Raw genomic sequence first — 13,095 nt, 5'->3', positions numbered from 1 at the left:
CAGGGCTCAGGGGGGTCGCCACGACCCCTACGAGCCCAGGGTTCAGTCGGGGGGCGGGAACCGACGGCTACCGAGGCAGGATGTAGGTTCCCGTCGCGTGGGCGACGAGGAGTTGGTGTCGAGGACCATTCGCACCTCCCCGTAGGCGCGCCGACCGGTCACTTCGATCAACGTGGCCGTGGCCGTCACGCCGCTGTCGACGGCGGGCCGAAGGAAGTGCGTGGACAGCTCGGACGTGACCGCCATCGGCTCGATTCGATCCAGATTCCCGAACACGGCGCAGTACAGGGCAGTGTCCGCCATCGTCATGAGCAGTGGTCCTGAGATGTAGTTGCCGGGACGCAGCCAACGCGGCCCGTACTCCCAGTGCACAACTGCACCGTTGGCGTCGACTTCGGTGCAGGTGATGTCCATGTCGCCTGCCGATGGCATCGATTGTTGAAGGAACTCGTTGATCGTCTTTGGGTTCATGAGCAGAAACTTACCCGTTCTCGTGACGCTTGAGCCGGATAGTTCCCGTGAAGCGTCACGAGAAGGGGTGGATTGACCGCCGGTGTGGTGAAATGGTGCCCGTGGACGACATGACGATCGGAATCTTCGACTCGGGCGTCGGCGGACTGTCGGTGTTGCGGCATCTCGAACACCTCATCCCGGGACATCCGATCATCTACCTGGCGGAGCGTGGGCACCGTACGGCGAGCGGAGCCTCGACGAGGTGCGCGACCGCGCCGAAACGGTGACCCGAATGCTCCTGGCGAAGGGCGCCGGACTGATCGTCGTGGCCTGCAACAGTGCTTCGGCCGCTGCCTTGCACACACTGCGGCACCTGTTTCCGGGCATCCCCTTCGTGGGCATGGAACCGGCCGTCAAACCTGCGGCGGAGCAGACGGCACGAGGGATCATCGGTATCTTGGCCACCAACGCGACCTTCCAGGGCGAGTTGTACGCCTCCGTGGTGGATCGCCACGCCGCAGGAGTCCGCATCGTCGACCAGGCCTGTCCGGGCCTCGCAACGGCGGTCGAGAGAGGCGAGTCCGGAACGGTGCACGCCATGCTCGAGACGTACCTCACCCCGCTGCTCGCCGCAGGTATCGACACGCTCGTTCTCGGGTGCACCCACTATTCGCTGCTGACCCCGGCGATCGAGGCGATCGTCGGCAGAAACGTCGCCGTTATCGATCCCGCGCCCGCGGTGGCCCGCCAGGCGGTGCGCATGCTTGACGGGGCCATCCGCTCGGGCGCTCGCACCGAGTATGTGACGACGGGGGACGCCGATCGGTTCGCCCGTCGGATCCTCGAGTTGAGCGGCAAGGAGATACCGGTCGGCTTCGTAGACGAACTGGAACGTGAATCCGGAGGTGTTCCGTGGGGATGATCGAGGATGCCGTGGCGGCCATTCGGGACGGAGAGATCGTGGGTGTTCCCACGGATACGGTGTACGGAGTTGCCGCCGATCCCGCGAACGGCGCGGCGCTCGAACGTCTCGCATTGCTCAAGGGCCGAACCGCCGGCCGTCCGTTCCCCGTACTCGTCACTTCTCTGCGGCAGGCGGCAGACCTCGTGGAGTTCTCTGCTGCGGCGACCCGGTTGGGAACGGAGCACTGGCCGGGTCCGCTGACCCTCGTCCTTCGGGCGCGACGTGACCTCCCGGTCGTGCACGATGGCACGATCGGTGTGCGGGTGCCTGATCATCCCGCCGCCCTCTGGCTGCTCGAGGTTGCCGGGCCTCTCGCGGTCACGAGCGCCAACCGCAGTGGTGAAGCCGCCGCCCACGACGATCAGGAGGCGAAAGCCATCTTCGGCAACGAAGTGGCGGTCTATCTGGGTGGCAGCAGTCCTGGAGGAACCCCGTCGACCGTCGTCGACTGCACCGTCGACCCACCGGTACTCTTGCGAGCCGGTCCGATCGGTTGATGGCCAAGGCGCTAGCCTGGGTGCACCCAAAACCGAGGTTCCCATGACTGATCTACGTCCAATCGAGGTGTCCGATCCGGAGGTCGCCGCGCTCATCAAGGCCGATGTCATCCGCCAGGATTCGCACATCCATCTCATTGCTTCGGAGAACTTTGCCTCGCGTGCCGTCATGCAGGCGTCGGGATCGGTGTTTACCAACAAGTACGCAGAGGGGTATCCGCGCCGGCGTTATTACGAGGGCTGTCAGGTTGTCGACGAGGTCGAGGATCTGGCGAGGCAGCGAGCGATGAACCTCTTCGAGGCGGAACATGCCAACGTCCAACCGCACTCCGGCTCGCAGGCAAACATGGCGACCTATTTCGCAACCATCCAACCGGGCGATACGGTTCTCGGGATGCGCCTCGACCAGGGCGGGCATCTGACCCATGGCTCGCCGGTGAGTTTCTCGGGCCGCCTCTACAACTTCGTCGCATACGGAGTGGATCCGGAGACCGAGATCATCGACATGGACGAGGTTCGGCGTCTCGCGCTCGAACATCGACCCAAGATGGTGCTCGCAGGCTATTCGGCCTACTCCAAGCGTCTGGACTACGAGGCGTTCCGAGACATCGCCGACGAGGTGGGGGCCGTCTTCGTCGTCGACGCCGCCCACTTCATCGGTCTCGTTGCAGGCGGCGCATATCCCAATCCGGTTCCGCACGCGGATATTGTCACCGCGACGACCCACAAGGCTCTGCGGGGCCCCAGGGGCGGCCTCATCCTGTCCAAGGAAGAGTTTGCCAAGGTGATCGACAAGGCGGTGTTCCCCACGGTGCAGGGCGGGGCACTGTTCAACCAGATCGCCGCCAAGGCGGTCTGCTTCCGGGAGGCATCCACACCGGCCTATCGGGAATATGCCCACCAGGTCGTGCGCAATGCCCAAGCCATGGCCCAGCGCCTGACTTCGCTCGGTCTCCGCATCGTGAGCGGCACGACCGAGAACCACATGTTCTTGGTTGACGTGCGCAGCGTCGACGACGAACTCACCGGCAAAGAAGCTGCGACCCTACTCGATGACCTTGGGATCACCCTGAACCGTAACGCGATCCCGTTCGATCCACGCTCACCGTTCATCACCAGCGGGATCCGCATCGGGACCCCGTCGGTGACGACCCAAGGGATGAAGGAGACCGAGGTCGAGCACGTCGCAGATCTGATCGCCAGGGCTCTTCGCGAACGCCGCGACGACGTCGCACTCAAGGAAGTGAAGGATGCAGCCGAAGTACTGGCCTCACGATTCCCTCCCTATGAGGCGTCGTTTCCCGGTCACGTTTAGAGTAGGTGTCATCAGCCATCAGCCTGCAGTCGAGCATTGTCGTTCAGTCCGCTCTTCGGTCGACTGGCGGCCGAGAGCCGATGACCGGATGTCGAGCATCCGGCTGATTTGCAAACCGACCCGGGATCGATAACGATGCCGCCGAACTACAGCGCGGGCAGAGGGATCGCCGAGGCAGCCGATATCTCGAGCAGGTTCTTCGCGTCGGTAGTTTCGGGAGGCGCGCTCGGCTGGCTGGCCGATCGTTGGTTGGGCACGTGGCCGTGGCTCGTCGCTCTCGGAACCGCCGCCGGATTTGCGTTGGGTTTCTACTGGATGTTGTTGTACGCGAAGGAAATGGAACGTCGTGGACGTTGAAGCCAGGATGGGCTCCGAGATGGCCCGGAGGACGCTGTGGCTCGGCCCCCTCGTTGCGGCCGTCGCTCTGGCGATCGGTGGCATTTCCGCCGGACTCGCAGCGCTCGCAGGCGCCGCCATCGTCGCGACCATCTTCATACTTTCCGGCAGGGCGCTCTCGTGGGCGGGGCGTCGTTCTCCAAACGCTCTCGGAGCGGTGGCGCTTGGAGGTTTCGTGGTCCGGCTCGTGCTGTTGACCGCACTCGTGTGGGTTGCGCTCAGGTTTCTCGGAGTAGATCGCACCGGACTCTTCTTGGGTCTCGGAGTTACGTACATTGGGCTGCTCGTGATGCAGGCCCGGAAGGAGGCTGTCAGGTGATTCCGGCTGTACTGGCGCAGATCGTGGTAGTGCCCACGGACATCAACGAGTTGTTCGACTGGCCGGCCGTGTTGCCATGGGGGATCAACCGCGTCGTGCTGTTGATGTTTCTCGCAACCCTGGCGACCTTCCTCTTTCTCTATATCCCGTTCCGCAAGCCACGGATCGTACCGACGAAGTTTCAGGTGGTTGTCGAATCGATGGTCGATTTCGTCCGCAAGGACATCGGACGGGACGTCATCGGCCCGGAGTCGGTCAAGTACGAGTGGCTGCTGATCCCGATGTTCTTCTGGGTTCTTTTCTTGAACATCCTCGAGGTCACGCCGTTGGTCAACTTCCCGGTGACGGCCCGGATGGCCGTCCCTGCCTTTCTCGCCATCTTCGTGTGGTTCGTGTTCGTCTTCGTCGGGCTCAAGAAGCACGGCATCATGTACATCGTCCACACGCTCATCCCCCCAGGTGTGCCCAAACCGTTGCTGCTCTTGATCATTCCGATCGAGCTGATCTCGACGTTTTTCATCCGTCCGGTCAGCCTGGCAGTACGACTCTTCGCCAACATGATCGCCGGGCACATCATGTTGGCGGTGTTTTTTGTGACCACGGCCAGTTACTTCGTACTCGGTCCGAAGTTGATCGCGTGGCCGATCCCGTTCGCATTTGCCATCGTGATCACCGGGTTCGAGATCTTCGTCGGAATCCTGCAGGCGTTCATTTTCACACTGCTCACCGCCGTCTACATCGAGAGTTCCATTCACCTGGAGCATTGAGAGGAGAACCACATTGGAACAGCAAGCTGCAGCACTTCTTGGGGCAGGTCTGGCCTACGGCCTCGCGGCCATCGGTCCCGGTATCGGTATCGGCATCGTGGTCGGTAACGCCGTGCAGGCAATGGTCCGGCAGCCGGAGATGGCGGGACAGGTCCGTACGACCATGTTCCTGGGTATTGCCTTCACCGAGGCGCTCGCCCTCTTCGGCCTCCTTCTGTTCTTCATCCTGTTCGGGCAGGTGTGATGTTCGCCGCGGCGCCACAACTGGTTCTCGCTGCCGAGGGGAGATCGGGCCTGTTCTTGATCCTCCCGGAGATCCACGAGCTGATCTGGGGAATTGTGAGCTTCGCGGTTCTCGTGTTCATGCTGTGGAAGTTCGCGGGGCCGGCACTCAACCGTACGCTCGAAGCGCGTCAGCAGGCCGTCGTTGGCGGCATGCGAGAGGCCGAGGACGCCAAGCTGGAAGCTCAGGGACTCCTGAACGACTACCGGGAACAGCTGGCGAATGCCAAAGAAGAGTCCAACCGGATCATCGAGGAAGCCCGACTGACGGCGGAGGCGATGCGGTCCGACATGGTCGCCAAAGCCAAGGCCGAGGCGGAAGAGATCGTCGCGAAGGCCAGAGGCGAAGTTGCCGCCGAGCGTGAGCGTGCACTCGCCGAGGTCCGCCAGGAAGTCGCCAATCTCTCGATCGACCTCGCCGAGCGGGTGGTGCAGGGCAGCCTCGACCGCCGAGCGCAAGAGGGTCTGATCGACCGCTATCTCGACGAACTCGAACGGATGGGTTAGGCGATGGATGAGCGCATCGCGGGATACGCGGACGCCATCCTCGCCATTGCGAGCGCCGAAGGGCAGCTCGCGACCGTCGAGGATGAGATGTTCACGGTCGCTCGGGCGATCGAAGGCTCCGCGGAACTCGCCGACGTACTGGCAGATCCGCGGTTGCCGGCCGAGCGCAAAGAAGCAGTTCTCGCCGACCTGCTGGAAGGCAAGGCATCGAACCTGACGACGGCGTTTGTGCGGTTCGTGGCCGGCTTGGGACGGGCACGCGATCTCCCTGCAATTGCCGACACCTTTGTGACGCGTGCCGCGGCGGAGCGCAACAAGGCGATCGCCGAGGTCCGTGCGGCGGTGCCGCTGGACGCGCAAACGCTTACGAAACTCGAGGAAGCTCTCGGCAAGGCAACCGGAAAGAACGTTGAAGTGAAGCTCGTGGTCGACCCATCGGTCTTGGGTGGCATCGTCGCCACGATCGGCGACACGGTGATCGACGGATCGATCCGTCACCGTCTCGAGAGTCTTCGCCAGACCCTACAGAGCCGCTGATGCGAAGGAGCAACGATGGCTGAACTGACGCTTGACCCGCAAGACATCGCCGCTTCCCTGCGGAAGCATCTCGAAGGCTGGGCACCAGAACTCGAAGCCGAGACGGTCGGTTACGTGACGATGGTCGCCGATGGTGTGGCGGCCGTGAAAGGCCTTCCCAACGCGATGGCTTCCGAGTTGCTGGAATTCCCAGGTGGCCTGCTCGGTGTCGCCCTGAACTTGGACGTGGACTCGATCGGTGTCGTGCTGATGGGCGAGTTCTCCCACATCGAGGAAGGCTCGCCGGTCCGTTCCACCGGCCGTGTGCTCTCGATCGGTGTCGGTGATGCCATGCTCGGACGGGTCGTGGACTCGCTCGGCAATCCTCTCGACGGGAAAGGCCCGGTCAATACGACGGAGAGCCGTCTCCTCGAAGTGCAGGCTCCTTCGGTCGTACAGCGCCAGCCTGTCAACGAACCTCTCCAGACGGGGATCAAGGCGATCGACGCGATGATCCCGATCGGTCGCGGGCAGCGGGAGCTGATCATCGGCGACCGTCAGACCGGGAAGACGGCAATCGCGGTCGACACGATCATCAACCAAAAGGGCAAGGACGTGAAGTGCGTCTATGTTGCCATCGGCCAGAAGGCTTCGACCGTCGCAGAGGTGGTCGATGCGTTCCACAAGCACGGTGCGATGGACTATACGGTGGTGGTCAACGCGGCGGCGTCGGCGCCCGCAGCGCTGCAGATGTACGCACCGTACGCCGGCTCGGCGATCGCTCAGTATTGGATGTACAAGGGCCAGCACGCCCTGATCGTCTTCGACGACCTCTCCAAACAGGCGGTTGCCTATCGGGAGATCTCGCTGCTGCTGCGGCGTCCTCCAGGCCGTGAGGCATATCCGGGCGACGTTTTCTACCTGCACAGCCGACTTCTCGAGCGCTGTGCCAAGCTCTCGGACGATCTCGGCGGGGGATCGCTGACAGGGCTGCCCATCGTCGAGACGAAGGCGGGAGACGTTTCGGCGTACATCCCCACGAATGTGATCTCGATCACCGACGGGCAGATCTTTCTGGAGACCGATCTGTTCTATTCGGGTGTGCGTCCGGCGATCAACGCCGGCATCTCGGTGTCGCGGGTCGGAGGCAGCGCGCAGATCAAGGCCATGAAGAAGGTCGCGGGTCCGCTGCGAATCAATCTGGCACAGTTTCGCGAGCTGGAGGCCTTCGCCGAATTCGGCTCCGAACTCGATGCGGCCAGCGCAGCCCAGTTGGCGCGAGGTCGCCGCGTGGTCGAAGTGCTGAAGCAGCCGCAGTTCACACCGGTCCCGGTAGAAGAACAGGTGCTCGTGATCCATGCGGTGACGAGCGGGTTCATGGATGATATTCCGGTGCCGGACATCGGTCGGTTCGAGGCGGAGCTGCGCGGATTCGTCCGGAGTCGCTACGCGGCTCTGTTGGAGCGGATCGAATCAACCGGCACGATGCCGGATGCGGAGGACATGAGCAAGGCGATCGGCGAGTTCAAAGAGCTCTTCGAGGCAGGAAGGGAGTAGCGGTTGGCCAGCGCCGAGCTTCGGCAGACACGGCGGCGGATTCGATCCGTGCAGTCGACGAAGAAGATCACGCGAGCGATGGAGCTCATCGCCGCGTCGCGCATCGTCAAGGCCCAGCAGCGTGTCCATGCCTCCAAACCGTACGTGGAGCAGCTCACCGATGTGATCAGAAACGTGGGACGTGCCGCCGGAGGTGCGACCCACATGCTCCTCGAGAGGCGTAAGGTCGACACCGCAGGGATTGTCGTGGTGTCGTCGGATCGTGGTCTCGCCGGTGCGTACAACTCGACGGTGATCAGGATGGCCGAGCGTCGCATCATCGAACTGCGTTTCCAAGGCGTGCAGATCCGTGTGTATGTCGTCGGCAAGAAGGCGCAGACGTACTTCCGTTTCCGCGGATATCACGTGGAACGAGCTTTCCTGGGAGTGACCGACGCCCCTGGATATGCGGATGCCCGGACCCTCGCAAATGTGATCATGGAGGAGTATGCAAGCAGGGCGGTCGACGCCGTGGAGGTGTTCTATACCCGGTACGTGTCCGCTCTCGTGCAAGAAGCGAGCGGCATCGAGCTGCTGCCGATCGTCCCGCCGGAAGGCGACGAGGAGCCGCTCGGCACGGTGACCTACAGCTATGAGCCGTCGCCGTCGGAGATTCTCGATCGGCTGCTACCACGGTACGTGGAGGCGACGGCCTTCGGCGTGCTGCTGGACTCGTCTGCATCGGAGCACGCATCGAGGCAGCGGGCGATGAAAGCGGCAACGGAGAACGCGGAAGACCTGATCAAAGTCCTCAGCCGGAGAGCCAACCAGGCCCGCCAGGCTGAGATCACAACAGAGATCTCAGAGATCGTTGGCGGCGCGGAAGCGTTACGCAACGGATGATGTAGGAAACGAAGGAGCGAGGGATCGTGGCAGAGGCGAAGAGTGTTGGACGGATCGTCAGGGTGACGGGTCCCGTCGTCGACGTGGAGTTCCCCAAAGGTGAGCTCCCAGAGATCTTGTATGCCCTCGAAATCATCTTCGAGATCGGCGGCAAGCCCCAGATGATCATTGCCGAGGTGGCACAGCACCTTGGAAACGACACGGTGCGCGCCGTGGCGATGAAAGGCACCGATGGTCTCGTCCGTGGTGCCGAGGTCCGCAACACGGGCGGACCGATCACCGTTCCGGTCGGACCCAAGACGCTCGGACACATCTTCAACGTATGGGGTGAGCCACTCGACGTCCCGGCGGACTCGATCGAGTTCGACGAACGCTGGCCGATCCACAGGCCGCCGCCGAAGTTCGAAGACGTCGAACCGCAGAAGGAGATCTTCGAGACGGGTATCAAGGTCATCGACCTGCTGGAACCGTACATACGTGGCGGCAAGATCGGCATGTTTGGCGGTGCCGGGACCGGCAAGACCGTCATCATCCAGGAGATGATCAACCGGGTCGCCACCCAGCACGGTGGCGTGTCCACGTTCGCCGGTGTCGGTGAGCGGACCCGTGAAGGCAACGACCTGTTCGTCGACATGACCAAGTCCGGCGTGATCAAGCAGACGGCGTTGGTGTTCGGCCAGATGGACGAGCCACCGGGTGTTCGCCTGCGGGTCGGCCTGTCGGCTCTGACGATGGCCGAGTACTTCCGCGACGTGATGCGTCAGGACGTGCTGCTGTTCATCGACAACATCTTCCGGTTCACGCAGGCCGGATCCGAGGTCTCGACGCTGCTGGGGCGGATGCCTTCGGCGGTGGGGTACCAGCCGACCCTCGCCGACGAGATGGGCCTTCTTCAGGAGCGGATCACGTCGCTGAAGGGCCGGTCGATCACGTCGTTGCAGGCGATCTACGTGCCCGCCGACGATATCACCGACCCTGCGCCGCACACGACGTTCGCTCACCTGGATGCGACAACGGTGCTGTCGCGAGGTCTTGTCGAGTTGGGGATCTACCCGGCGATCGACCCGCTCGACTCGACGAGCAGGATTCTCGATCCGCTGCACGTCGGCCAGGAGCACTATGACGTCGCCCGCAGGGTGCAGCAGATCCTGCAGCGCTACAAGGACCTGCAGGACATCATCGCGATTCTCGGCATCGACGAGTTGTCCGAAGAGGACAAGCTGATCGTGGGTAGGGCCCGGCGTATCCAGCGGTTCCTGTCACAGCCCTTCTTTGTCGCAGAGCAGTTCACCGGTATTCCCGGTGTCTTCGTGCCTCTCGAAGAGAGCATTCGCGACTTCAGGATGCTGATCGATGGCGAGCTGGATCAGCTGCCCGAGCAGGCGTTCTACATGGTCGGCGGCGTCGAGGAGGTCCAGGCGAAGGCCAAGGAGATCGAGGCGACCTTCTGATGAGTTTCCGCGTCGACATCGTTGCCCCCGAGGCCGTCGTCTGGTCTGGTGACGCCGATTTTCTCGTCGCCAAGACCGTCGATGGCGAGATCGGTGTGCTCACCGATCACGAGCCACTGATGGCGGCGCTTGCCACCGGAGTCGTCGTCGTCGAGGCGGGAGACGAGAAGGTGACCGTGGGAATGCACGGGGGCTTCTTGCAGATCGTCGACAACCACGTGACACTCCTCACCGACCGGGCCGAACTCACCGATGACCGCGGCCGGGCACTCGAGGTCGCAGAGCGACTGCGTGCCGAGGAGGGCTGAGTAGTCCGCAGACGGTCCAACTTCGAGCACATTCTCGCTGCCTTGGTTGTGTTCGGACTGCTGGTGGCGGCGTGCACCGGCGAAGTGGTGCCCTCGACGACCGGGGGGCCGCGTCCGACGGTCACCTCTCCATCGGTCACGACAACGGTTGAATCCGACCGCCTCGAGGTGTGGGTGGACGACCTGCGAGCGGCGGTTCTCGCGCCGTTCGTCGCAGATTTCGCGAAGCGTGCCGGCGTGGCGGTCGATGTGGTCGCACACCCGTTCGATGACATCGCGACCGCGGTGGTGGCGGGAGGCGGACCTGATGTCTTCGTGGCGTCGCACGATAGGCTGCCGTCGTTGCTCGCACAGGGCGTGGTCGTGCCGGTCGACCTGGGAGTCGTCGGTCCCGATCTCGATCCCGTCGCGATCCGGTCGGTGACGTCGGGTGGTGAGACGTACGGGATCCCGTACGGGCTCGAGGCGGTCTCACTGTATGTGAATCTGGACGTCGCCGGTGGGGACGTCGTCCCTGACACGTTCGCATCGCTTCGGAGCCTCTGTGCGTCGTTCGAGAGGTGTGTCGGCATCCCCGAGGGCCTCTATCACCAGTACGGGTTTCTTTCGAGTTCGGGCGGATACGTGTTCGGCCCGAGCCCCGGCGGGGGATGGTCGGTGAACGATGTCGGACTTGGCAAAGCCGTGGAAGGTGCGAAGGCGCTCGGCCGCCTGGTCGCGGAGGGGACCGTCTTTACCGGGCCGTACGGCGAGGTCGTCGACGGCTTCGCCGCCGGTGAGATTCCGTTCCTCATCACCGGACCGTGGCAGATTCGCCCCTTCGTCGACGCCGGTGTCGACTTCGCCGTGCGCCCTTTACCGACGCTGGAAGGGAGGTCGCTGCGCCCGTTCGTCGGAGTCCAGGCGTTCTTCGTGAGCGCCGACGCTCCGCCTGATCTTGCAGAGTCGTTCGTTCGAGAGGTCTTGGCCAGGTCTGAGGTGCTGACAGGAGCGGCCCTCGCCGACAATCGCGTTCCGGCGTACCTACCCGCCCGATCGAGTCTCGACGGACACATCGGGGGGTTCGTCGAGAGCGTCGACGGGGGCGACCTGCTCCCCGGGGTCGCGGAGATGGCGACCGTGTGGGATCCCCTCGACGCGGCGCTCGACGCAATCTTCTCCGGGCTCGACCCTGCGAGCGCGCTCACGAGCGCCGAAGAGGCCGTGGTACGGGCCACGGCACCGTGAATCGGTCTAGGTCGGCGCCTGGCCGTCGGCCTCCATGCGTGTGCCGATTTCGTCTATCTGGGCGGCGAACCCGGAACCGACGGCCGCTGCGATGAGGGGGAAGATCAGGACCGAGAGTATGCCCCTGGCCTGCATCTTGAGTGATGCGGTCATGTCGATGCCGCCGGGGTTGGTTGGCGTCAGTTCGACGGTGATCGTGCCGATGACCTCTGAGGTGTCGATCGTCACCGCCATCAGGGTCGGTGCGTCGGCGTCGTGGGTCGTGGCGGTGCCCTCGTAGGCCTTTCCGGCGGCTCTGACGGTGAACCGGTAGGAGCGCAGGACACCGTCGGGGGAGTGTCGCGCGTCATAGACGCGCTCGACGCCCGCGATCTTGCCCCAGGTCTCGGGTTGCTGGAGTACCTGCCAGGCCGACTCGGGTGTGGTGTCGACAGAGACGCTGTGGGTGAATCGATCCGGAGCCATCCGGGGCAGGCTAGTACCTGTGCTTTCTCGTCAATGGGAGCGTCGCTATTCGACGCCGGCATTGACAGGAATCCACACTGGGTTTTCTCGTCAATGGGAGCGTCGCCATTCGACGCCGGCATTGACGAGAACGGAAGTCAGTGGCGCTGCATATACGACACGTGTCGTATCGACGCTGTGTGGTCGCTCCGATACGCTGGGGGCGGGTTGGACGGTGAAGCTATGAGCTTCGCCGGACCGACGTGTGAGCGAGGAGGCACAGGTTGCACGAGACGCCGGACCAGGTCGGTTTGACGCGCCGTGAGGCGCTGAAACGTGGTGCGGCGGTCGCCGGTGCTCTCTGGGCGGTCCCGATCGTGCAGGTCGTCGGCTTGCGCCCCGCGTACGCGCAGACGACGAGCCCGGCGTGGATCAACTGTGACGTGTACTGCATCGCGTGGACTCCGCTGTTTCCAGAACGATGGTTTCAGCTCAGGCTATCTCTGTGGCCTGTGCTGTCTTGTCCTGACGGGGTGACGGACGCACTGCCGCCGCAGGCGACGCTCGACGGCATCGTGGTTACCGGCGATTATTCCACGGGGTTCACGGAGCAGCTTCCGGACAACTGCCGTCTCTACGGGCAGGATCCGTCGCCGGACGAGTTTTCACCATGGAGTGCAGCGGCGAGGTGTTTGGACGGTCACACCACGAAGGTCGACGGTTCCGGTTCCACGTTCGGTGATGCGGTCTTCATCCCCGCATGTGCCAACAGCCTGATCCTCCACATCGAGTTGATTATCCAGTGTTGCGAGCAGGCGTAGAGTGAAGGTGAAGAACATGGCCACGGACGACACCAACGCCGAAGCGCCTTTGACCGGCATCACACGCCGTCAGGCGCTCAAGCGCGGCTTGGCGGTGGGAGCAGCCCTCGCGTGGGCGACCCCGGTGATCCAGGCCGTCGGCATCAGACCCGCGTACGCAAAAGCTCCGAGTCCAGGATGCCATCGCTACTGCCTCAAGTGGACGCCGGCCGGTCCGGCCGGTTCGAGCTGTCCGCCGGCTGCTCCTGGTGATCTGCCGGATCCCGATGCCCTGATCGCGTGGACGGGCACATGGGAGGCACTCGGCGGGAGCCTGTATCGGCAGTCGGACGAAGACGACGGTTCGGTCGCGCCGAGCGGCACGGAAGAGGGAACCGAAGAGAACGGCG

The 13,095-nt window shown here is 63.6% G+C and carries 19 protein-coding genes; 17 read left to right on the top strand and 2 right to left on the bottom strand.

The features are described from left to right. Nucleotides 1-42 precede the first annotated feature (42 nt). Nucleotides 43-471, bottom strand: a complete 429-nt coding sequence (locus GXP34_07470; protein ID NOY55813.1) for a PaaI family thioesterase — start codon at nt 469-471, stop codon at nt 43-45. Between the two features lie 101 nt (nt 472-572). Here GXP34_07470 and GXP34_07465 point away from each other — a divergent pair, with 101 nt between their 5' ends. The 15 genes from GXP34_07465 to GXP34_07395 all read left to right on the top strand — a co-directional run bounded on the left by GXP34_07465 (nt 573) and on the right by GXP34_07395 (nt 11,441). After that, nucleotides 573-740 carry a hypothetical protein gene (locus GXP34_07465; GenBank protein ID NOY55812.1) on the top strand — a complete coding sequence of 56 codons (168 nt, stop codon included), beginning with the start codon at nt 573-575 and terminating at the stop codon, nt 738-740. Continuing rightward, nucleotides 716-1,375 carry a glutamate racemase gene (locus tag GXP34_07460; protein ID NOY55811.1) on the top strand — a complete coding sequence of 220 codons (660 nt, stop codon included), beginning with the start codon at nt 716-718 and terminating at the stop codon, nt 1,373-1,375. Before GXP34_07465 ends, GXP34_07460 begins: the two co-directional genes overlap by 25 nt. Further along, on the top strand, nt 1,372-1,914 hold the full coding sequence (locus GXP34_07455; GenBank protein NOY55810.1) for a threonylcarbamoyl-AMP synthase: 543 nt from the start codon (nt 1,372-1,374) through the stop codon (nt 1,912-1,914). The genes GXP34_07460 and GXP34_07455 overlap by 4 nt, the downstream gene beginning before the upstream one ends. Before the next feature lie 43 nt (nt 1,915-1,957). After that, a complete protein-coding gene (locus GXP34_07450; protein NOY55809.1) occupies nt 1,958-3,229 on the top strand; it encodes a serine hydroxymethyltransferase in 1,272 nt (423 codons plus the stop codon). Nucleotides 3,230-3,364: 135 nt separating this feature from the next. Further along, nucleotides 3,365-3,586 (top strand): hypothetical protein, encoded by a 222-nt coding sequence (locus GXP34_07445; GenBank protein ID NOY55808.1) that lies wholly within the window; start codon nt 3,365-3,367, stop codon nt 3,584-3,586. Then, nucleotides 3,576-3,944 carry a hypothetical protein gene (locus GXP34_07440; protein ID NOY55807.1) on the top strand — a complete coding sequence of 123 codons (369 nt, stop codon included), beginning with the start codon at nt 3,576-3,578 and terminating at the stop codon, nt 3,942-3,944. Before GXP34_07445 ends, GXP34_07440 begins: the two co-directional genes overlap by 11 nt. After that, the gene (gene atpB / locus GXP34_07435; GenBank protein NOY55806.1) at nt 3,941-4,711 is read left to right on the top strand and encodes a F0F1 ATP synthase subunit A; all 771 of its coding nucleotides are present in this window, start codon (nt 3,941-3,943) and stop codon (nt 4,709-4,711) included. Before GXP34_07440 ends, atpB begins: the two co-directional genes overlap by 4 nt. Then, nucleotides 4,707-4,955 (top strand): ATP synthase F0 subunit C, encoded by a 249-nt coding sequence (atpE, locus tag GXP34_07430; protein ID NOY55805.1) that lies wholly within the window; start codon nt 4,707-4,709, stop codon nt 4,953-4,955. Before atpB ends, atpE begins: the two co-directional genes overlap by 5 nt. After that, nucleotides 4,955-5,500, top strand: coding sequence for a F0F1 ATP synthase subunit B (atpF, locus tag GXP34_07425; protein ID NOY55804.1), 546 nt, complete (start codon nt 4,955-4,957; stop codon nt 5,498-5,500). Before atpE ends, atpF begins: the two co-directional genes overlap by 1 nt. Before the next feature lie 3 nt (nt 5,501-5,503). Further along, nucleotides 5,504-6,037, top strand: a complete 534-nt coding sequence (gene atpH / locus GXP34_07420) for an ATP synthase F1 subunit delta (protein ID NOY55803.1) — start codon at nt 5,504-5,506, stop codon at nt 6,035-6,037. A 15-nt stretch (nt 6,038-6,052) separates the two neighbouring features. After that, nucleotides 6,053-7,573, top strand: a complete 1,521-nt coding sequence (locus tag GXP34_07415; GenBank protein ID NOY55802.1) for a F0F1 ATP synthase subunit alpha — start codon at nt 6,053-6,055, stop codon at nt 7,571-7,573. Between the two features lie 3 nt (nt 7,574-7,576). Continuing rightward, nucleotides 7,577-8,455, top strand: a complete 879-nt coding sequence (locus GXP34_07410) for a F0F1 ATP synthase subunit gamma (protein ID NOY55801.1) — start codon at nt 7,577-7,579, stop codon at nt 8,453-8,455. A gap of 26 nt (nt 8,456-8,481) precedes the next feature. Continuing rightward, the gene (gene atpD, locus GXP34_07405) at nt 8,482-9,906 is read left to right on the top strand and encodes a F0F1 ATP synthase subunit beta (GenBank protein NOY55800.1); all 1,425 of its coding nucleotides are present in this window, start codon (nt 8,482-8,484) and stop codon (nt 9,904-9,906) included. Next, on the top strand, nt 9,906-10,214 hold the full coding sequence (locus GXP34_07400) for a F0F1 ATP synthase subunit epsilon (protein NOY55799.1): 309 nt from the start codon (nt 9,906-9,908) through the stop codon (nt 10,212-10,214). The genes atpD and GXP34_07400 overlap by 1 nt, the downstream gene beginning before the upstream one ends. Nucleotides 10,215-10,256: 42 nt before the next feature. Next, nucleotides 10,257-11,441, top strand: a complete 1,185-nt coding sequence (locus GXP34_07395) for an extracellular solute-binding protein (GenBank protein NOY55798.1) — start codon at nt 10,257-10,259, stop codon at nt 11,439-11,441. Between the two features lie 6 nt (nt 11,442-11,447). On the opposite strand, the gene GXP34_07390 is transcribed toward GXP34_07395, so the two are convergent. Further along, the gene (locus GXP34_07390; protein ID NOY55797.1) at nt 11,448-11,906 is read right to left on the bottom strand and encodes an SRPBCC family protein; all 459 of its coding nucleotides are present in this window, start codon (nt 11,904-11,906) and stop codon (nt 11,448-11,450) included. Nucleotides 11,907-12,169: 263 nt separating this feature from the next. Here GXP34_07390 and GXP34_07385 point away from each other — a divergent pair, with 263 nt between their 5' ends. Continuing rightward, on the top strand, nt 12,170-12,706 hold the full coding sequence (locus GXP34_07385; GenBank protein NOY55796.1) for a hypothetical protein: 537 nt from the start codon (nt 12,170-12,172) through the stop codon (nt 12,704-12,706). A gap of 16 nt (nt 12,707-12,722) precedes the next feature. Next, nucleotides 12,723-13,095, top strand: a 373-nt coding sequence (locus tag GXP34_07380; protein NOY55795.1) for a hypothetical protein, incomplete at its 3' end; no start/stop codon positions are given.

It is taken from the genome of Actinomycetota bacterium (assembly GCA_013152275.1).
GTDB lineage: Bacteria > Actinomycetota > Acidimicrobiia > Spongiisociales > UBA4744 > BMS3Bbin01.
Note: the sequence above shows the minus strand (reverse complement) of the source record. Positions and strands in the feature narration are given on the sequence as shown.